18 protein-coding genes, 1 tRNA gene and 1 pseudogene are annotated in these 20,971 nt (G+C 38.3%); 4 read left to right on the top strand and 16 right to left on the bottom strand.

Features of this window, described 5'->3' with window-relative positions; genetic code table 11:
• Positions 1-241 precede the first annotated feature (241 nt).
• From fadJ to O7C57_RS08450, 3 genes are all read right to left on the bottom strand, one after another.
• Entirely contained in the window at positions 242-2,419 is a 2,178-nt protein-coding gene (fadJ, locus tag O7C57_RS08460) for a fatty acid oxidation complex subunit alpha FadJ (RefSeq protein WP_269723909.1), read from the bottom strand.
• A complete protein-coding gene (fadI, locus tag O7C57_RS08455; protein WP_154623996.1) occupies positions 2,419-3,738 on the bottom strand; it encodes an acetyl-CoA C-acyltransferase FadI in 1,320 nt (439 codons plus the stop codon). Before fadI ends, fadJ begins: the two co-directional genes overlap by 1 nt.
• Before the next feature lie 413 nt (positions 3,739-4,151).
• On the bottom strand, positions 4,152-4,448 hold the full coding sequence (locus O7C57_RS08450; protein ID WP_154623995.1) for a YfcZ/YiiS family protein: 297 nt from the start codon (positions 4,446-4,448) through the stop codon (positions 4,152-4,154).
• Positions 4,449-4,800: 352 nt separating this feature from the next.
• Between O7C57_RS08450 and fadL the strand changes: the two genes are divergently transcribed.
• Complete coding sequence (fadL, locus tag O7C57_RS08445) at positions 4,801-6,126, top strand: long-chain fatty acid transporter FadL (RefSeq protein WP_163861077.1); 1,326 nt, start codon at positions 4,801-4,803, stop codon at positions 6,124-6,126.
• A gap of 843 nt (positions 6,127-6,969) precedes the next feature.
• Here the strand turns inward: fadL and mlaA are convergent.
• Complete coding sequence (gene mlaA, locus O7C57_RS08440) at positions 6,970-7,722, bottom strand: phospholipid-binding lipoprotein MlaA (RefSeq protein WP_154623994.1); 753 nt, start codon at positions 7,720-7,722, stop codon at positions 6,970-6,972.
• Between the two features lie 553 nt (positions 7,723-8,275).
• Between mlaA and O7C57_RS08435 the strand changes: the two genes are divergently transcribed.
• Both O7C57_RS08435 and O7C57_RS08430 read left to right on the top strand, forming a co-directional pair.
• Positions 8,276-8,350: transfer RNA gene (locus O7C57_RS08435), tRNA-Arg, on the top strand.
• A 164-nt stretch (positions 8,351-8,514) separates the two neighbouring features.
• Positions 8,515-9,680 (top strand): annotated as a pseudogene (locus tag O7C57_RS08430) (tyrosine-type recombinase/integrase).
• On the opposite strand, the gene O7C57_RS08425 reads toward O7C57_RS08430, so the two are convergent.
• From O7C57_RS08425 to O7C57_RS08375, 11 genes are all read right to left on the bottom strand, one after another.
• Positions 9,671-10,387, bottom strand: coding sequence for a retron Ec48 family effector membrane protein (locus O7C57_RS08425; RefSeq protein WP_269723908.1), 717 nt, complete (start codon positions 10,385-10,387; stop codon positions 9,671-9,673). The pseudogene O7C57_RS08430 and the gene O7C57_RS08425 sit on opposite strands and share 10 nt — an antisense overlap.
• Positions 10,377-11,564 carry a reverse transcriptase family protein gene (locus O7C57_RS08420; RefSeq protein ID WP_269723907.1) on the bottom strand — a complete coding sequence of 396 codons (1,188 nt, stop codon included), beginning with the start codon at positions 11,562-11,564 and terminating at the stop codon, positions 10,377-10,379. The genes O7C57_RS08425 and O7C57_RS08420 overlap by 11 nt, the downstream gene beginning before the upstream one ends.
• Positions 11,565-12,225: 661 nt before the next feature.
• Positions 12,226-12,384, bottom strand: a complete 159-nt coding sequence (locus O7C57_RS08415) for a hypothetical protein (protein WP_269723906.1) — start codon at positions 12,382-12,384, stop codon at positions 12,226-12,228.
• Positions 12,385-12,465: 81 nt separating this feature from the next.
• Positions 12,466-12,684 (bottom strand): ogr/Delta-like zinc finger family protein, encoded by a 219-nt coding sequence (locus O7C57_RS08410; RefSeq protein ID WP_269723990.1) that lies wholly within the window; start codon positions 12,682-12,684, stop codon positions 12,466-12,468.
• Positions 12,685-12,984: 300 nt separating this feature from the next.
• Complete coding sequence (locus O7C57_RS08405; protein WP_269723905.1) at positions 12,985-15,699, bottom strand: DUF927 domain-containing protein; 2,715 nt, start codon at positions 15,697-15,699, stop codon at positions 12,985-12,987.
• Positions 15,696-15,926 carry a hypothetical protein gene (locus O7C57_RS08400; protein ID WP_150375674.1) on the bottom strand — a complete coding sequence of 77 codons (231 nt, stop codon included), beginning with the start codon at positions 15,924-15,926 and terminating at the stop codon, positions 15,696-15,698. Before O7C57_RS08400 ends, O7C57_RS08405 begins: the two co-directional genes overlap by 4 nt.
• Before the next feature lie 2 nt (positions 15,927-15,928).
• Positions 15,929-16,441: a host cell division inhibitor Icd-like protein gene (locus O7C57_RS08395; protein WP_269723904.1), complete on the bottom strand. Its 513-nt coding sequence runs from the start codon at positions 16,439-16,441 to the stop codon at positions 15,929-15,931.
• 69 nt (positions 16,442-16,510) lie between these two features.
• On the bottom strand, positions 16,511-17,032 hold the full coding sequence (locus O7C57_RS08390; RefSeq protein ID WP_269723903.1) for a GPO family capsid scaffolding protein: 522 nt from the start codon (positions 17,030-17,032) through the stop codon (positions 16,511-16,513).
• Positions 17,029-18,048 carry a P2 family phage major capsid protein gene (locus tag O7C57_RS08385; protein WP_269723902.1) on the bottom strand — a complete coding sequence of 340 codons (1,020 nt, stop codon included), beginning with the start codon at positions 18,046-18,048 and terminating at the stop codon, positions 17,029-17,031. Before O7C57_RS08385 ends, O7C57_RS08390 begins: the two co-directional genes overlap by 4 nt.
• 21 nt (positions 18,049-18,069) lie before the next feature.
• On the bottom strand, positions 18,070-18,909 hold the full coding sequence (locus O7C57_RS08380) for a hypothetical protein (protein ID WP_269723901.1): 840 nt from the start codon (positions 18,907-18,909) through the stop codon (positions 18,070-18,072).
• On the bottom strand, positions 18,909-19,121 hold the full coding sequence (locus tag O7C57_RS08375) for an AlpA family transcriptional regulator (protein WP_269723900.1): 213 nt from the start codon (positions 19,119-19,121) through the stop codon (positions 18,909-18,911). Before O7C57_RS08375 ends, O7C57_RS08380 begins: the two co-directional genes overlap by 1 nt.
• Before the next feature lie 699 nt (positions 19,122-19,820).
• Between O7C57_RS08375 and O7C57_RS08370 the strand changes: the two genes are divergently transcribed.
• Positions 19,821-20,042: a hypothetical protein gene (locus O7C57_RS08370; protein ID WP_269723899.1), complete on the top strand. Its 222-nt coding sequence runs from the start codon at positions 19,821-19,823 to the stop codon at positions 20,040-20,042.
• 285 nt (positions 20,043-20,327) lie between these two features.
• On the opposite strand, the gene O7C57_RS08365 is transcribed toward O7C57_RS08370, so the two are convergent.
• Positions 20,328-20,594: a MafI family immunity protein gene (locus O7C57_RS08365; RefSeq protein WP_196713244.1), complete on the bottom strand. Its 267-nt coding sequence runs from the start codon at positions 20,592-20,594 to the stop codon at positions 20,328-20,330.
• Between the last annotated feature and the right edge of the window lie 377 nt (positions 20,595-20,971).

Below are 20,971 nucleotides of genomic sequence, written 5' to 3'. Positions count from 1 at the left end.
GTAGTTTTTTGTCACTGATTTTGTCTGAAAAACACATAAAATTTGGCACACTCTCTTAATCAAGGTATGTCAGGTATTTCATAAACAAATACTATTTTCCAACCGTTTACCTTAACAATAATCGTTCTACTCAACAAATAAAAAGCCTGATAATTGCCAACTGGAGCAAATATATCAGGCCTTGTATTCTGAGTTGTTAATCCGTGCTTTATCTAGTGAGCTAATGATTCTCAATCATCACTTACTGAAAAAATGTCTTATTTTCTTCTGCCATTTTGCATAAAAGCTCACACGGACGGAATTTATCACCATAACGTTCAGCTAGATTATTCATCGTATCCACTGTTTTTTGGATCCCAAGACTATCCATATAACGGAACGGCCCACCAAAGAAAGGAGGGAAACCAATACCAAAGACCGCACCGATATCACCATCACGTGCATTTTGAATAATCTTCTCATCTAAACAGCGAACAGCTTCATTGAGCATAAGCATCACACAGCGTTCAGCAATATCAATTTTACTTAAATGGTTTTTTGGATGCACATTGATTAATGAATAGATGCTCTTATCTACCTGACGTTTTTTAGATTTTTTCCAAAAGCGCAGCTTAGAGGATGGTTGATGTCCATATAAATAAAAACCTTTCCCGTTTTTCTTACCTTTACGGTCATCTTTATTCACTTTGTCTAAAAGATCAGGCGCCTTGAACCTATCACCAAAGCGATTCACTAAAATAGGTAAGATTTTCGTTCCTACGTCAATACCGACTTCATCAAGTAAGTTGAATGGCCCGACAGGGAAACCAAAATCGACTAAAGCACTATCAATATGTTCAATTGATTCCCCAGCCATTAAACATTCGGCAGCTTCACATAAGTAAGGGGCTAAAATACGATTTACATAAAAACCTGCATCATCCCCAACCACGATTGCCGTTTTACCTTGGCGTTTGGCAAACGCCACGACGGTTGCGATCGTTTCATCATCTGTTTTTTGATGGGGGATCACTTCGACTAAAGGCATTTTATCGACAGGACTAAAGTAATGCAGACCAATCACTTTTTCTGGATGAGCGGCAGGTTCAGCAATTTGATGAATAGGTAACGATGATGTATTTGATGCAAAAATGGCTTTTCCTTGAGTCACATTTTGTACTTCGGTCACCATTTTTCGTTTCAAAGCCAAATCTTCAAAAACAGCTTCAACAACGATATCTGCATGCTCAAAACCTTGATAAGTTAAGGTTCCTGATATTTTCGCCATCACAGCACTACGTTCACGCGCAAGCATTCGCCTTTTATTAACTCTTTGTGTTAATAAATCCCAGCTATACCCTAATGCGTGAGTTACCCCTTTATCATTAATATCTTTGATACGAACAGGAAGGTTACCTTTCATTGCTGTTACAAATGCAATGCCGCCCCCCATCAAACCGCCACCTAAGATACCAATTTGATTAAATTTTAGTGGCTTAGCTGAAGATCCCGTTTCATTTTTCAATGATGTTGTAGCAAAGAATAGACTACGTAAAGCGGCTGATTCTGGTGTCATGACTAGCTCGCCAAACGCTTTTGCTTCCGCTTCGTACCCTGCTTTAGCGCCTTTTTCAACACCCGTTTTGACCACTTGGATTATCTTTTCTGGTGCAGGATAATGCCCTTTGGTTTTGCGCATCACTGTTTGTTTGGCACTAGAAAAAACTTTATTACGTAATAAACTACTACTGAGTAGCCTTTGTTGCCACGGAAGTGGAGCACGTTGGACTTTGCCTTTTTTAGCCATCGCTATCGCTACATCTAACAAAATGGTGTCCGGTACGACATCATCAACCAGCCCCATTCTCTGTGCCTGTTTTGCGCGTAACTGCCTCCCTGTCAACATCATATCTAACGCATTGGGAATACCAATCAATTTAGGTAAACGTTGAGTGCCCCCAGACCCAGGTAGTAAACCAAGCTGTACCTCAGGCAAACCTAAACGGGTTTTCGTATCATTGGAACAGACCCTAACATGACACGCGAGCGCTAATTCTAGCCCCCCACCAAGACAAGCACCATGAATAGCAGCAACAATCGGCAATGGATAGTTCTCTAACTTATCAAAGAGTTTATGCCCTTCCCGCGATAACTCACTGGCTTCCTCTTTACTTTTACAATCCGCGATCATGCTAATATCCGCACCCGCGATAAAACTGTCTTTTTTACCTGAGGTGATGACTAGCCCTTTTAAGCCAGAAGTCGATTGTGCCTGCTGTAAAATGGCCAAAAATTGTTGTGCAAACTCCGCTTTTAGCGTGTTAACTTTTTCATTCGGCACATCAATGAAAATCACGCCAACCGTTTGAGCGTAAACCTCAAGGCGAAATGCATCTTGGATGCCCTCTGCTTGAACTTCGGTTTCCGAATGGTGTGTCATTATTCCACCTCCAAAATCATTGCGGCACCTAAACCGCCCGCAGCACATGCTGTGGTTAAACCAAACCCACCACCACGTCGACGTAATTCATGAAGAGTTTGCGTCACCATACGCGCCCCTGTTGCAGCAAAGGGATGCCCATAAGCAATAGATCCCCCCAACACATTAAACTTATCCATATCTACTTCGCCAATTTCTTTTGATAGCCCCAATTTTTCTTGGGCAAATTGGCGGCTCGAAAAGAGTTTAATATTGGCCAATGTTTGGGCGGCAAAGGCTTCATGCATATCAATTAACGTTAAGTCTTGTAGTGACAAACCTGCCCGTTTAAGGGCTATCGGTGTTGCATAGGATGGGCCTAATAACATGTCTTGCCAAACATCGATGGCTGAAAATGCAAAACTACGAATATAGCCTAACGGTGTATAGCCCAACGCTTTAGCACGAGATTCGGTCATCATTAACACAGCGGCAGCTCCGTCTGTTAATGGTGTACTATTCGCGGCGGTGACAGTACCGTGTTTACGGTCAAAGGCTGGTTTTAACTTAGCATAAGACGATAGGATAGAGTTGGTACGAATATTATTATCTTGTGTAAATGCTTGCTTGAATGGAGGCATATATGCCGTCATGACTTCTTGTTGCAACACACCACTTTCCCAAGCTTTAGTCGCAAGCAAATGTGAACGATGGGCAAGCTCATCTTGTTGTTCTCGGGTGATGTGATAGCTTTTTGCCATTTGTTCTGCGGTATCCCCCATGCGCAAACCAGTTGAATATTCAGCAACAGCTGGCGCAACGGGCAATAAATCCTTTAAACGCAATTTAGACATTAATGACAGTTTCTGACCAAAGGATTTGGCTTTGCTCAAAGATAAAAGTGTGGCTGCCAACTTTTTAGATACCCCAATAGGCAATACCGAAGATGAGTCTGCCCCTCCGGCGATCCCGATTGAGATATGCCCTGCCATCATGCTCTCAGCGATGTTCGCCATTGCTTGAAAGCTAGTAGCACACGCGCGTGAAACACTATAAGCATCTGTCGAAACGCTCATGCCTGTTCCTAATACGATCTCCCGTGCAATATTAGGTGCTTCAGGCATCTGTACAACTTGCCCAAATACAAGTTGTTCAATAAGTTGCTTTTCTATACCGGTTCGGGTTAGCAACTCTGCAACAACGGCTTTTCCCAGATCAACTGCTGCAATTCCTTGATATGCTGTCGCTTGCTTGGCAAAAGGTAAACGAAGGCCGCTAATGATTGCGATCCTTTCCTTTGCCGGATAATTGCTTTCACCATGGTGGGAAAGTTGGTTCATGGTAGCTCCTGCTAAAAAGTGATAAAAAGTTTGATGACCTATAAACCTTTCATGTGTACCACGGCAGTAACCTGTTAGACCCATATTTTAAATATGATGGCATATGTGAATAAGCTGTTCCTCTCCCTCTCTTTTAAGAGTTGATAGAGAAAGTGTCACTTTCTTCAACATCACGTTGATAATGTACTACCGCCCAAAGAGGTCTGACCTGTCACCATTGTTAACATAAAATTTACATTCGGAAAATAGCAACATTGAGAAAATGCGAGCTTGCACACAACTTGATGAAGATTAATGAAAGAAAAAAGAAAAGAAACCAAGCGCGGAAAAAGAGATATGTTTACAATAAAGATCCTTCACTATCGTTAAATTTTACCATAGTGAAGGAAATGAAAAGTTAATCATCCGTTTGATTAACGCAAACCTAATTGAAAAATGAGACTTTCTGCTTCACAGCTAAACGTAAAATTAGCCGATAACTCAAACCTACCGTCAACATGGTCAACAGTATGGTTGATAACACAAGGATCTGATTCAACCGACCTTGCTTTTTCAGTCAGTTGTTTCAACATGGATTCTGCCTCTTCTTGGCTTGCGAATACATGCTGATACGACGCAGTGCAATCTTTGTTATCCAAAACTGTACCTACATCTACACAGCAGCAAGCAGCAGTCTCTTCCGCGCTACAACGGTTAATCGCATCAGTCATTTTATTCTCCAAATCAACACACTGTTAAGTGGTTATCATACCGCTGAAAAAGAGGGAAAAACCAGTATGTCGCCAATAGAATCTCAGACTATCCGCTATAAGTTTGATCTAACCCCATAAATAATCATTAAAAGTAGAATCGCCCTCATCATATGTTGCCATTTTGTTAAATACGTCTCAATTTTGAAAACATTTTAGAGATAAACAAAAAACATACTTGCAACACATGAGGTGGTCAGACCTATACTCTAGTAACTGGTCTGATTTGTCATAGAGGCAAGCGACCCTACAATTCTGCGCTTCTTGCGATAGAAGTCGCCTACTATAAATAATAAACAAGAGGGTTTTGGTCATGAGCCAGAAAAACCTATTTACTCGATCAGCTTTAGCAATAGCAGTGGCAATGATTTCATCCAATGCGGGTGCCGCTGGTTTTTTGCTTAATGAATATTCCACATCTGCGCTCGGACGCGCATTTTCTGGTGCCGGCGCAATTGGCGATAACGCAAGTGAAGGTAGTCGTAACCCTGCTGCAATGATGTTATTCGATCGTCCAGCCATTTCAGTCGGTGCGGTTTATATCGACCCTAGTGTTGATATTAAAGGACGTGGGGCATCTCCTTTAGGAAGTAACTTGACTGCAAATGATATTGCACCAAGTGCACTAGTACCTAATGCTCACTTTATTTTTCCTATCAATGATAAGTGGGCTGTGGGCACATCCATGACCACCAACTTTGGCCTAGCAACTGACTTCAGTAAAAATTATGCTGCTGGCCCTATCGGCGGTAAAACTGACCTTAAAACCGCGAATTTAAATTTAAGTGGGGCATATCGCTTAAATGAGAATTTTAGCTTTGGCTTAGGTGTCAATGCCGTTTATGCCGATGCTGAAATCACCCGCCATGCAGGTGATTTAGGGAAATTAACACCACAACTTGGATTACCACCTATTCCAGCTAGTACCACAATGGCAAAACTCACAGGCGATGATTGGGGTTACGGTTGGAACGCGGGTATCCTCTATGAACTCAATCCGGACAACCGCTTTAGTTTGACTTACCGCTCTAAAGTGACGGTTAAATTTAAAGACGGTAAATACTCAAATGACCTACCAGCCAATTTACCAAGTAACCTGCCATTAGTCGGTACTGGTGGTGAAAAAATCAAAGGTAAACTTGACCTAAACCTGCCTGATATTTGGGAATTCTCAGGTTACCATAAAGTTGCCCCTCAATGGGCACTACACTACAGCGTAGCCTATACTGGCTGGAGCGAATTCAAAGATTTAACAGCATATCGCAGTAGTGATGGGAAAGAATTATTCCACAAGGCTGAAAACTTTAAAGATGCTTGGCGTTTTGCTGTCGGTACCACTTATTACTATGATGATAACTGGACATTCCGTACTGGTATTGCCTATGACGAAAGTCCTGTTCCAACCAAATATCGTTCAATTTCTATCCCAGACCAAGATCGCTACTGGTTAAGTGCGGGGACAACCTATGCATTTAACGAGAATGCTTCTGTAGACCTTGGTATTTCTTATATGTATGGTAAGAAAGTGAATATTTCAGAAAAACTAAGTGAGAGTGATAAAATTCCACTTCCAGCATATCAATTTAAATCTGAAGGATCGGCGTGGCTATACGGTGTGAACTTTAACTATACCTTCTAATCTGCCATTTCAAATATATAACAGGGGGAGTTATTCCCCTGTTATATTTTCTGATACAACAAGATAATCTAAACAACTCAATTGTATTATCAGTAAAAAATTCATCATTGAAGTTTATACAATCTTCCGTAATTTCTTCTACCTATTTCAAAAATTTCTTCACTGTCATTAAACAAAAAGCGCACAAATAAAATAACCTTTTTCGCACTAAAAACACCGTCTTTTCCGAACGATTTAACTAGCATTTGCTTTTCTTGATTAAAAATAAACATGGCATTCTGATTTAAATAGCAAAATACACTACTACGTTCTAGCTAAAAATGGGGATTAACGCCCTTCTAGCCTGAGTTACGCTTGACTTTTACCCAGCTGAATCTATAAATTAAGTTGTAGCTGATTAGTGAAATTCTTATCATTGGCACTATATTCAGCTTACCACTGTAAAACTATTTCAGTTTCTTTTGTATCAATCATTTCGTTGTAAATAGTTTTGCACTTCTTTTTCATAACATCACACACCCTGCATGTTCTTGTCACTATGCTGAGTACAATATAGTTATTGTTTAATTCGGTGTGGTATCACTGACATATAGGCAAAATAAATTAACGTTTAAGCGCTATAAAAAGCTAACCGTTAATGACTAAAGAGGCAAATATGACAACATAGGAGATATTGTATGGGAACATTATTTACGGTTGGCTTTATCGGTGTTTTAGGTGTTATTGCACTTATTGACGCTATCACTTCTCGAGGAAAACGAGGCAATGAATAATACTCTTATCACTCTCTAATGCTTAGTCGCAAAAGAGAGTGATAGCTTCAACTCAGACTTAATCCTTGTTTTAATCAATAGAATCTAATTCGCCTTCAATTGCAGCCGCATTAGGATTTTCTGTAGCTTTCAATTCCCCGCCACTAGACAAGAAATCATTACGCTGGAAATAAGCCTCGCGCATTAGCAAATACGGATCTGATGAATTTTTCAACAACCCGTCGGAATCAAGTAACTGTGACCGCGTTTCAATCCCTTCTAAGGCCCATTTACCTGCTGACATCCAAAATGTTAAATAGCTCAGCATCGGATACAGGTCATCAACTAGATTTCCCCCCTCTTCTCGCGGTGTGAAGCTGCCATACCCTGGCAATACCACATAAGGACCATAACCCACATCATAGTAGCCCAATGTATTACCAAAACGTTTAGGCTCTTCCTTAGCGAGCTGAGGGTTAGCCATTGAAGCAACATCAATAAGCCCACCAACACCAAATACGGTGTTAAGAAAGAAACGGTTAAAGTGTTTGAAACCTTGAGTGACTTCACCTCGTAGGAAGCTATTTAGCATGCTAGCAGGTTCTTCAAGGTTAACAAAAAAATTGGTTAAACCGTTACGCGCCGGCATAGGTACATAGTCACGCCAAGCAACAGCCACAGGCCTCAATACATAAGGATCTAACACATTGTAGTTAAAATTGAACATTGCTCGGTTAAAACCTTCGAGCGGATCTGAACGCTCCTGAGTTTCAGGATTAATTGAGCTCGAGCACCCAGCAAGCAAGACTCCCGCAAGAAGCATGCCACTCATGCGAAACTTCATAATACTCTCCATTCCCTGTACCACAGTCATGGCACTTTTCTTCGAATTATAAACCAATGTGTTTATATTAAAACCAAATAGATATAATTGTTAACCAATTTGAGTGCTCAAAATGACCAAGCAGCAATAATGTTAATTATACCCTATTTAAGTGAGCTTTTTTTATAAGAAAAGTGATCAAATGCACGATTGGTTAAGTCTGAGACCGTATCGTAGACAATAAATGGGTAACTTACGGTTATTTTGACTAATTATTTTATTGCTCCTGAGCTACAGCCCTGTTGAGTCAGATTGTTTATTTTTCATTCTATTCACCAGACCAATATAAGCCCTGTTTTCTTTCTAAACGCATTTTTTACATCACCTAATGGATAGCGACATTAGGAATATGCCGCTAAATTGGCTACTTTTATATCTTAGACATCACATTGAACAAAAGTTAACCTAACGTCTTTTTTTTGCGCTTTTACAAAAGAAATTCAACGTAACAACTTGATTCAATTAGAAGTCAGAAGTAGAATGCCGGACGTTAACATTATAATACTTTCTTTGAGTCCCCTTAGTTAAATGGATATAACGAGCCCCTCCTAAGGGCTAGTTGTAGGTTCGATTCCTGCAGGGGACGCCATCACGACTTCTAAAGACCTCTCAAGACTTCCAATTTTTCAAACAAAAACAACAAATTAATTATTTTGACTTCCAAGAAGGTCTAGTAACTTCTAGTGGAATCTAAGTGCTAATGTGTATAGTATTGTGTATAGGTCTAGGTTCGATAAAAAAACTATACACATTATGCTGCTCACTGATATCCAAATTCGTAAAGCTAAGCCTAAAGATAAGGTTTACACCCTAAATGATGGCAATGGCTTATCCCTTCTCATTGACCCCAATGGTTCCAAGGGGTGGCAATTTCGTTATCGCTTTGCGGGTAAGCCTAAAATGATTTCATTTGGCGTGTATGGGCAAATTTCTTTAGCCGATGCCAGAAGAAAAAGAGATGAAGCAAAAAACAGCTTTCAGATGGTATAGACCCAAGTGATGCGCGCAAATCGGAAAAGATCACACAAAAATACGCTGCTGAAAATACGTTTAAAGCGGTTGCAATGGAATGGCATGCATCAAAATGCTCTACATGGTCAAAAGGCTATGCGAGCGAAATATTGCGTTGTTTTGAAAATGATGTTTTCCCTTTCATTGGTAGTCGGCCTATTGACCAATTAGCGCCATTAGAATTACTTGCCGTATTGCAGAAGATAGAAAAACGTGGAGCATTAGAGCAAGCAAGTAAAATTCGCCGTCGTTGTGGTGAAGTGTTTAGGTATGCAGTTATTACAGGCCGAGCAAAATATAACCCTGCCCCAGATTTGTCTGGTGCAATGAATAAGCCTGAAACCAAACATTTCCCATTCTTGCAAGAAAGTGAAATTCCTGATTTTGTAAAAGCGCTTAATAACTACCAAGGCAGTAAAATCACGAAATATGCCACCCAGCTATTAATGCTAACAGGTGTTAGAACTGTTGAGTTAAGATTCGCGGAATGGTCAGAATTTGATTTTGAAAATGCACTTTGGGAAATACCTAAAGAACGAATGAAAAAGCGTCGCCCTCACTTAGTCCCTCTCTCACCACAGGTATTAGAGATCCTTGATAAGCTAAAAGTCATTTCGGGTCACTATTCACTACTTTTTCCGGGTCGCAATGATGTGAGAAAACCTATTAGCGAAGCTAGCATAAATAAGGTTATCGCTAAGGTTGGCTATAAAGGCAGACTCACAGGTCATGGCTTTAGGCACATGATGAGCACATTATTACATGAGAAAGGCTTTGATAGTGCATGGATTGAGTTGCAGCTTGCTCATGTTGATAAAAATTCCATCCGTGGAATTTATAATCATGCTTTGTATTTAGAAGGAAGAAGGTCTATGCTTATTTTTTATAATAAACTATTTCAAGTATAATCCCTCTTAATCTTTGATAATTCATCCAATTTAACACTTGAAAAAGCTGAATTAATATTATCGATAAATGAAAAAATCTCAGTTTCAACAATAATAAAATTATTCTTTGGTCCATTACTTAATATAATTCCGACCTCACTCAACTTTTCTATCATAGCTCTTTGATGCCTTTTATATTCGTAATTTCCCGTTTCTGTAGTTATTGAAGAATTAGCATCCTCAATAATTCCTTTAATACTAGATATAAATTTCTGATAAGTATCAGAAAGCTCTAGATTCCCATCCCTTGAGTTAGGAAACATCAAATTGTAAAAGCAAAAAACATTTATTTTACCCGCATTCAACATATCTCTCTTGTCAATTTCAGAATTAATATAATCCCTAAACATTTCGAAGTGAGAAATATGATTAGTTATTGCATTATTTTTAATATTCAAATTATATGTTTTTAATGCAACGATAATTCCACTAACAGTAACAATAGAAGTTATAGCCCAGACAGCAGAAGTAATTATAGATGTAGAGCCCTGTATCTTTTTATAAAAAAAATCTATTCCATTGCTTGATAAATTCCATTTCTCTTTATACAAACCTTCTAGGTATATAGTATAACCAACTGATATAAAAAAGAATAAAATCGAAAATCCTGCTATTATCGAAATTATTACAACTGTTGTCTTCATGCTGTTATTTTTTTTATCTTTCATCTGGTTTTATTCCATTCAATTTATTTCGAATGTAAATAACTAGCTTATTAAAGGCTGGACTTCTATTTAATATAGCTGTTCTATGGTATGTTAAATCATACTTTCTTATATACCAAGATTTATTTTTATTTCCTTTTGAATAAGAGGACTCTAGGCTTTTTAAAGCAGCTTTTGTTTTTAATACATCTCGCCATGAAGGCAAAGGAATTATCTTTTTTATAGACTCTAAAAATATAGGATATTTATTATGTCCTAATCTACCCAACCTATTTATTCGGCCTAAACAACGATTATATTCTTTTCTATATGCAGCTGATGTTCGAGAGTTACTTTTTTTAGCTAGCATATTTAAATTATGTAATGAAGCCCTAATTCGTTTTACTTCATCCGAAGAAACCCTAGGAGAAATAAAATCAACTCTCAAACCATGAACGGTTAGAGGTTCCATTGAAACCTTAGTAACTTTACTTTTACTCTTATTTATTGGTAGATCTTTACTCGCAAGCATATTATCTATATGCATCTGTATGTGAGAAAAATCAAAATTAGACAATTTTGATGAGACTGTTATGTCATCAACTAGCCTTGTATAAACTAGACCATTTCTTCTTGTACGGGTAACAATTTCGTGTTCTTGGTCAAATAGGCATAAAGTTGCAATATAGCTTGATGTTAGAGCGCCTTGGACAATAAAATCGTCTTTACAACATAAATTAGTAATAAGCTCTAGTGCATCATTATGAATATTTAGAACATTCTCAAATATTTGTTTTACCAAGTCACGATGAATATGATCAAAAAAATCCTTGATATCTACCTTTAATATAGACTTAGCGCCACAATGTAGTTCTGCACAAGCTACATAATCTCGTCTTATTGAGTCATCATTATCATTTTCATTCGGAACAGAGCCAAATAGGTAATCGGGCCAGATGATTAGTTCACGAAAAATTCTCTTATTAATCCTACTTTGAATTTTTCTTAAATCAGCACTCAACGAATAAACTATACGCTTTGACCCATCAATTTTGGCTAATGTAATTTGTTTATACTTTTTATCAGAAGGTAAAGAGTCAACTCTTAGAAGCTCAACTTTATCTATTGATAATGTTGCAGATAAGACATCTAAGTTTAAGATAGGCTTTTTTGATTTACTTATTGGCTTATTACTTGTCATTTTAATTTATACTTAGAATGCAAAGTCACATGTGGTCAACCCATAATCAAGGGTGCGAAAGAATGGCGAAATTTTCACCAACTACTGTTAGCAACAGCCGCCATTCAATACGACCACATGCAATATGCCGTTGGCTACGGTATGTGTTCGCCGTTGCCAGCGATGGTCGAGCCCACGGAACATGCCTTATGCTAATAAGGCGCTCCAAATCCTGATCTGATTTAAAGCATAAGCTAACAGCATTATCAATTGTTGGTTGCAATTAATCAGCGGAACGCTGACGCAAACAAACTATAACAAAAAATATTATTAGTTCAAGCTTAAGCAAAACATAACTAACGTAAAATTCACTACACCGCACCCGCCTGCACAATTTAGAACATAAAATTATTTCAGTTTTAAAATTCTACAAAACATATCGCCAAGACTTACCAATACTAGGGAGTCGCCAAAAATCTCAAACTGAAATCTGTGAAAAAATTTTCAATAAATTTCAGTTTTCAAGTGAAGCACACCTAGCGAATTGATTTATAATCAATTGAATATAAATAACTTTTCTATTTTACGTGAGATTTTAACTTAAAAGTATGAGCCGCATAAAAACTGAAAAACCAGCATCTATGCGGGTTGAGAGGAAATAGAAAACTGAAATATGAACGAATTACTTTTTTATTTTAGTGTTTGTTTTTTGAACTAATGAATCTTTATTCAACCACGTATCAATCAAACGGTGGGCTTCTTTTTCTGTATATCCCCTTAGCTCTATGACTTTTTTATTGTCACTCACTTCTATTCGAATATTACGTTTTTCATTAAACATATTTAATTACTCTTAGTAATAATCGCTACTTGGTTATATGTCAAAATTACCTTTATACCATTCGCCTTAATTTACTTTTTGCTATGCTCTATTTTCGATAACATCAAAACATAGTTGCTTTGGCTGATCTTCGGGCTTCTTATGATAAATAGAATGTGAAAACGTCAGCGTTAGCCTATAAGTGTGTCCACATTCAAAATCAGAGCACGAACAATAAATATAATGAACATTATCCCTACCCTGCCTATCAATTTTCTGAATTTTGGCTTCCTGACCACACTCAGGGCAGTATATTTTCATTACTCGCATTGCTAATCCCCCTTGCTTTATATGCCTTCCAGAATAAAGCTTATTAAATACATCCATTTCCAATTTCACTGGTAACAGTGGTAACACTGGTTACATCATTGATTTTAAATAATTTAACTTGTTACCTTTTCTGTAAAATTACGTGTAACGCAAGGTAACACCCTATTTTCGTTACCTCTTGTTACCACTCACATTAATTTACTGGTAACAGCTATAAGCCTTGATAGCCCTAGCTGTTACCTTTGTTACCACTGTTACACTTTAAATATAAGATGGTTAGTTTCATTACTATCATTCGGCAGAGCCCAGCACGTCACTATTGAACAAATAAACACGTTTAAGCCCTATTTCTGGTAGGCGAATGCTATTTTGTGACCTACCGTCCTTGCCTGCTTCTAACCAACCTTTATCAATACATAAACGCGCCACCTTCCTTGAATCATAACCTTTACATATTTCTTTCCATGCAGAAGATAGAACATAAAACTGCACTGTAGGTTCTTGGTTGCCAGTGCCTTTTTCTACACGACGAAAGCACATCATATTGAGCGGTCGGCTATTCTCATCATACCAATCTGCAAAACGGCTAAATTGATTACGTGAGATAAAATCAGTCACTTGCTCTAAGGCGGTGATATCTTCCTGATTTGCTGTATGCCCACGCTCCTTCATCCAAGCCGCTAGGCACTTTTCAGCCGCAATATAGGCTTCGCCCTCCTGCCAGCCTGTGATCCCTGCAATTGTGGCAATCTCCCCCGCCATCGCGACAAGGGCAAAACGGGTGATAGCCCGCCCAACTTGATTACCTGCATTTTCGGGCATCATTTTAGCAGTATACTCTTTTAATAACGTTTTTGCTGTACCTGAGATGAACGTGAGGTCATTTGTAAGATATTTTAGCCAGTCACGGAACGGGGTACCGTGGTATTTAGTGACTGCATGCTCTAGGTATTCCGCTAAGGCTTTACCATTGGCAAATTGATGTAAATCCTCAAATACACCGTATTTACCTGAATCACTTGGGATTTGTATCATACGAACTTCAACTCCTGCATAGGTGCGTTCGCCTGCATTAGCGGCATGTTCAACTAAAGACAGCTCGCCCGTTGATAAAAATAATAAGTTCCATCGATTCGTTTCCCTGACGCTGCCATCAGTTTTTGCACGAGCTTTACCTTGGCCATTTGCCAGCATGTAAGCAATGTTGCCCGCTTCGCGTCCGTCCACTTCACGGATTTCATCCAGCATTAACGTAGCGTCATTACGACGGCAAGCCGTTCCCTCAAGCGCGTTACCTGTAGCCCGCCATGTGTACCAGTAATCGGTACCACCACAAACAGAAGCGGCCACTTTCATGGTGGTCGTCTTACCGTCTGTTGATTCGCCTTTTAAATGGTAGCCACCGCCACCCACACCGACTAACTTTAATAATGATGATGCAAAGGCAAGGCTTACAGAAAATGCCAGCCTAGCGTTTCCAACGCAATATTTACCAATATGCTCCCGCCATTCGTCGCTAGTGCCTGCTACCCTAAAATCTTTGCCTTGCACACTGGAAGTTTGCAAAATAACAGAATCTGCTCCTGAACCAACCACTTCATCCTGCAACACATACACGTTGCCATGCCAGCCCGTTTTATTTACGCAAGTGACTTTTCTCTCTGGTCGGCACAATGAAATATATTCCATTAAATGAGCGCGAGCCTGCCCCGAAATGTTGATATATGAAAGCCCGTTCACCAAAAGTACACGACGTAATTCTTCACCGCTGCCGCTTAACATTTCCATTGGCATTGCCCATTTACGGCAATTTGCGTAGGTATCATCCCATTCCAATAAACGGCCGTAATTACTGCCGTCTGCATCGCATGTGATCGCGGTAACTTTTATCGGACTGCTGATTTTGATATTTCTGACCTCGGTGTCACCATCCGATTTATTCACCAGTTTGTCATACCACAAATATTCTTGAGTCAGCCTAAAGCCTTGGGGCAAATAGGCTTTATCCTTACCGCAGTATGTCATTTCCTCAAAGAATGCTTCTTTGACTTTGACCGTGCTGTTTTCTTGTCGGTAATCATCCCAATCCGCTTTGTAATGGGTTGGCGGTAAGGTGATCCAACCATCAACTACTTTGGCGGCTTTCTCCGCCCACACCTTACCCGTATTCTCTTTACCGTCTATAAAATCATTATCACCCGCAATAATGATTTTTACCGATGGATAACGTTCCCGTAGCTGCTGAGCGACTTTCACAAGATTAGTGGCCGCAACAGCGGCCACAATAAAGGTATCAATTGCCTTCGATAGGCTTAACCCCGTAGCAAAGCCTTCAGTAATCACAATTTGCTCAAGCGTGTCTTGTGCTTTCCCCGACACAACAATAAATGAACCTGAAAGCCCTGAGCCAGATAACAATGCCTTATCACCTTCTGGGCTGATAAGTTGCCCACCTTTGACCTGTAATTGATTGTCGACCAATGGCAATAAAATTGAGCCAATTGAGAACGTTAATTCACCTTGTTTATAGGAATTCCGAGTAATTAAACATTGATGGTTAATTAAGCCCTTATTTGTTAAGTATTGGCTTTCCCCTAGGTATGACGACGCTTTCAGTTTTTCAAATAATTCGATGCCCCGAGTAGTATTCACCTTTTTTACTTTGGTTGGTGTGATCTTACTAAACTCTGGTAGAAACAATATTTTATTGATTTCAAAACAAGCGGTTTTCGTATCTTTTCCTGTCACTAGTTTGAGCAAATCCAACCCATCACCACTGCCACAGTGGTTACAAAACCATGTACCTTTTCCATTTTTATCATCAAAACGAAAACGGTCTTTACCACCACATTTCGGGCAAGCGCCATGTTTATGATAATCAGGAACGCAAACACCCAAACTCGTTAAAATATAGTGCCAACGCCCATTTGCAGAGCGCATAATATCCGTAACGGATGGCAATTGAGTGGAGGCAGTTAATGAATTAGAACTATTTAGTAAACTCATTGTTTTATGTCCTTATTCATTAAACTACTTTCGCTGATCACAAATTCAACCTGTTCTGCTAAACATTCCATCATTGCAGCCATTCCCTCACTTGAGACATGACGCTGGCCATTAATAGAACTAGCTATAAGTAATTCAGATAGAAAGCTCGTCATTTGCGCGGCTCTTAATAATTGTTTTTCGCCCGATGCAGAAATGACTGTATTGATATGATTTGTATTTTTCATGATTAGCATTCCCTTGTTTGACTTACAGGTAAACGACCTGCAAAAAGCAAGATGAAATCATGAGCAAGCAGCATTCGTGCATCATATTCAGTTGACGCAATAGCAGCCCGACGGCAAGGTTTTGCAGAGATATCAGCACGTTTAATGCTCAGGAATAAGAATTTAAATTGAGTTTGGGTAGGGGTTGCCATCATGTCGATGATCTCCAGTAACTTAGTTAAGGAGTCACCACCTGAAACGCCAATTTCGGGGGTGGTGACGTTGACAGGGTTGGCGTAACTGGAGTTACTGGAATCCAGCCAGCCCGAAGGCTGCCCCGCCAACGCCACCATAGAATCAGGGCGATACAAAACCGCATTTAATAGGTGCGCGTAGGCATAGACACAAAAAAAGACGCAAGGCGCGTCATGTGTCGCCAGTAACTGATTCAGGACGCCAATCCCGACGTTAGATTTTGCTAACGTGCGATCAATATAGCCCAACCGTTTAGACGGATGCAACCCTTTTATTTTCATAATTAACATGTCTTAAATTGGGAAGAATAGATATTTGAGGCTATGCCCAGAGCAATCTGGGCATAGGGTTTACCCCGCAGAGATAGCAGAAAACCAGTTATTTTTAGATTTGGTTAAACCACCTGATAGATTAAAATGCATTGGTGCACTAAATAAATACCTATAATTTTTATTAGCGAAATATAATTTGTTAATTCTTAAACGTAATCTATCCGTACCTATGCTTGCTGGGTTATCCGTCACCGCTAATCCACCAAGGTAAAAAATACTCGTTCCTTGAAAGTCCTCTTCTACCTCAATTGAGCAAAATAATTTCTGACCTTCTTCATTGTATTTAATCAGTTTCTTGGTTGGTTTTAATCGCAAAAATAGCTGCATTTTACCATTCATCATGTCGGCTTTTGCATCGATAACCTCACCTAAATTCTCAAGATTACGGTTATGTTCTTCCCAAATTAAAGCCGTGTAATACTTAGGATCATAGGTATCTGCCATTTTCTGTAACCATTCAGATTTAATAGTACGCTCATCGACTGTTTGCCCTTCTGTAGCAACACAAATCCAATTAGTTATTAATTGAGGGTCACTCATAATGAAAATACCCCTTCTTCAATTTGGATGGCATTTTCATCAATGGCAGCATAGAGATTTCCATCACCAAGGCCATAACCTTCATTTCTAATATAACTGTGCTCATAGACTTTTCTGTCATCCACAAACTCAGCACGAAAACGACGAGTTTTTTTCTGGGTATAAATATGCAAATTATCTAATATGGTAACCACTAAGCGACGACCAGGCATAAACGGTGGAATAATAGCGAAGCGCCCTGCAACCGTACTTAACGCCATTTGGCTTGCTTGAATATCTGCGGCGTTATCTGCCCCTCTAAATAATTTTTCACGGTATAAAGCAGCAAGTTCTGAGCCAGCCAATACGACTAGTCTAGGGTCTTCACGGAACTCTTCGGGTATTTTTTTGATAATAAGAAAGTTGGCCATGGCATCTAAGTTAGGGAAATCACCGTCTTTACCTAAAACAATTTGATCCGTTACAATTTGAGAGCCGTTATTAAATGATTTTGCTATGGTATGCCAACCACAGTTAACATCTTGCCCTCGTTTATATTTTTCTGGCTTTGTTGGAAACCCACAAAACTCGCCATTAAAGCCAACACGTATCATGTCTAACGATACTGTTTTAGAGAATAAATCAGACATCACTTTAGTAAAGTGCTCATCATCACCACTACGGCTATTTGCAATTATCGAAAGCTGTTCGTAGGTAAGAGCCGTACAGGTATCCGTTTCCTCTAACGTATAAGAAATAGCATCCGTGCTTAAACGCTTATGAAAACGCTCCTCAATTGAACGACCAGTATGAAGGCTACTATCACCAAGGTTAACTGTATCCCCATTGATTTCACTTACATCAGCTATTGTTAATTTATTTAAGAACCAATTTGAGTCTGATATTGCTACGCGCAATAAAGTTTCAGATGCATTAGTAATTGAAAATGTTTTACTATTTTTAGAAAAGTAATTTGCACCGCGTGTAAAATTGGCGTGAAAATCCCTTGCCACATTTGGTACTGTAGTAGCATACATAACGTATTCCTTTTATATTTATTACATTAAATCTAGTTTATTTTGAATTCTTTTTTGAATAGAAACCATTTTAGAAACATATTCATCTGCAGTTAATACTGTATTCATTGACTTATTATTAACATCATAATACTCTTTATAATAATTTAGTTGATTATCAGAGGTGTTTCTTCTCACATATTTATCAGTTGATAGATGACAATCACTAACAATTTTATTTATGTGCTTCTTTAAGTTCTCACACTCATCTAATATTAAATTACATTCATTTGAATAAACCCAATTCATATTAGATCTTAATGAATGCGTAGTTATTTTCTCATTCGGTATTGAAATTAAAAACTCCGATTTATAACCAGTTACGTTTTCTTTTAATAACTGTTCAACCACTGGCCTTAACAGTCCATATACCCCACTAATCTTACTTAACTTGTCTTGAGCATTACCTAAGCATCCTCTCGCTCTTTCAACTTTATCGTAGGAGTCTGATGCCCATGCATGAGCAGTTCTATAGTTACTTGGCTTTTTCAATCGCCCTTCACTTAGGTTTTCCAAGTAGGTTTCCGCATCCTTTAGTTGCTGAACCTGTACATCACAATCTGCTGTATATTTTTCTAATAGTTGATTACCTTTATCAATGAGTAGCTTCACTTCTTTTGCAGTTGGCATTGAATTATCAAAGCTAAACCCTATGATTTCACCTAATGTATTAATTTTATTTCTTAACATAAATAGATGGTTTATTTCTATAGCGCGAATAATAAACCCTGTATCTTTACTGTTAGCTTCAAATGGGATTGATTTATAATTTAAAACAAAACTTAATGACTCATCTTTATAGAAAGATATATTTTCGGTCATTATCTTCTCCTTGCATTATTGATTATCCATTCATTTATTTCAGACTCTAACCATGCAACAGAACGTGACTCTATTTTCATTTGCTTAGGAAAATCGTTCGATTTCATTTTTAAATAAATTGTGGAAGTTGGTAGACCTGTTAATAAAGTTACTTCTGGTAGCCTTAACAACCTACTTTCGGTGTTAAGTTCCCCCAAAGGTAATAAGCTCATAGTTATTCCCTTATAATTAAATTCTATTTTTGAATTTTATTAGATGTTACTAGATGTCGTTGGATGTCTTTATATATACACAAACATTGAGAATGGTAAAGAGAGGCGCTAAGGCGTGATTTTTAGAATTATTATTATTGTCTAATTTTTAAACGCTGCAAATAACAGTGAAAAATTATCAGTATTACTAGTCATTATCATTCATAACTAATCGTTCCCAATATCAAATTAGAAATTTAACAAACGGTTAAATAATCTTCATTTATTATAAATTATAACAATTTGTAATAATTTGTGATTTTACGCAGGAAATAAATAAGTCATTGAAATTTAATGCATTTAAATTTCAGGAAAATACTCAAAATAAACCACACATTATTTGTGTAATATTTACTCTAAAACAAATTCCTGAAATTGAGGTTCTATGGCAAAGAGTTTATGTATAACAATGTGTATAGGAAATAAAACAAGAGAATAATATTTATTTAAAATCAATATATTGAATTTACTAGTCGATTCCTGCAGGGGACGCCATGACCGAATAACCCCACCTTCCCATCCATTACCAAAAGTACTTTAAATACAGCTATTACCACAATCTCCCCATTACCCTACATAACCACCCATTACTTGCCTACAACAATTAAAAGTGGGCATATGTGCGGGCACCAATAAAATAATCAATACAGAGATGCCCACATGTTAACTATTAAACAAATAAAAACGGCAAAGCCTAAAGATAAATCATATCGACTTTCTGATAGTTTGTTTATCCACCAATTGATAATCACTGTGCATTTCGGTTTACTGGCATTGAGACTCAGTGAGCCACCGCCCGCTTGGCTGATGCTACCGCGTAAACTGCCCCACTATTGCTTTGAGTTGCGCTTGTCGATGGCTTATGAAGGTATTTTTGAATAAAAAGAGAAGTCAATAAAAGGATTAGATACAGCAATTAGCACCGACGACTAAAGAAGAAGGGGGAAAAACCAGAAAGTATACAGAGGGTTACGTCCCCAACCAAAGTAAACCTACCCCCAGCCCGCAACTGATATTTAGTGGTAAGTGGTTGAAAGATATGGGGGTCTGAGGTAGGAAACCACTATATCCTCACTCGCCAAGCTGGACAATTGATTATCCGGCTGAGTGAGAGCGAGTTAGATCGCTAAGGAAGCTCCCAGTGTGAAGCTGAGATTTTTTAATTTACTATTTTTTCAATATCAGCTCTTTCATATGTAGCAAGCTAATATCATTGGTATTAATTTTTAGCTCATTACTGATTTGAATTGCTATATCATATTCCTCTGGCGTTATAAGGATTTCGTATTCACTTATATAGTCACAAATAGTTTCAAACGCTAGACCTCTTTCATCATACTCTATGTAATTAATAGCATCTTGTAATAATTCTGTATCTAAACGTTCGAAAAACAGTGATCCAAAATTTTTAATTTGAGCATCTAACTTATTCATGATTTATAGTTCTCACTTAATTGGCTTATATGCTTTAGATACTGGATTTTAATCAGGAAATACAATTATTACTTTACCTGTCTCAGGTAAGTAAACAACTCGAATTCTAACACCATCTCGTTCTTCGTAAGCACCCCATCTAGCAGCCTTTCCTTTGCTAGTAGATGCTCCTCTGGCTCTGGTTTGAGCATACCATTGAGTCGTGGGTGATATTCTTATATCGCCAATTTCATGAATAATTTTTTCTGCTTGCCCGTTAGATGGAATGGCATAGATACGTTAGAGAGTTACAGGCATTTTCTGAGCGAGAAGATTCACAAGTGAAATAAAAAAGGCCACACAATGTGTTTGTACCCTTTACGTTAAATTAAAAGCAT

Origin of the sequence: Providencia sp. 21OH12SH02B-Prov, from assembly GCF_027362595.1 — a bacterium.
In the GTDB taxonomy this organism is placed as follows: Bacteria; Pseudomonadota; Gammaproteobacteria; order Enterobacterales; family Enterobacteriaceae; genus Providencia; species Providencia zhejiangensis.
The sequence above is the reverse complement of the archived record's forward strand: the minus strand, read 5'-3'. Positions and strand labels throughout refer to the sequence as shown.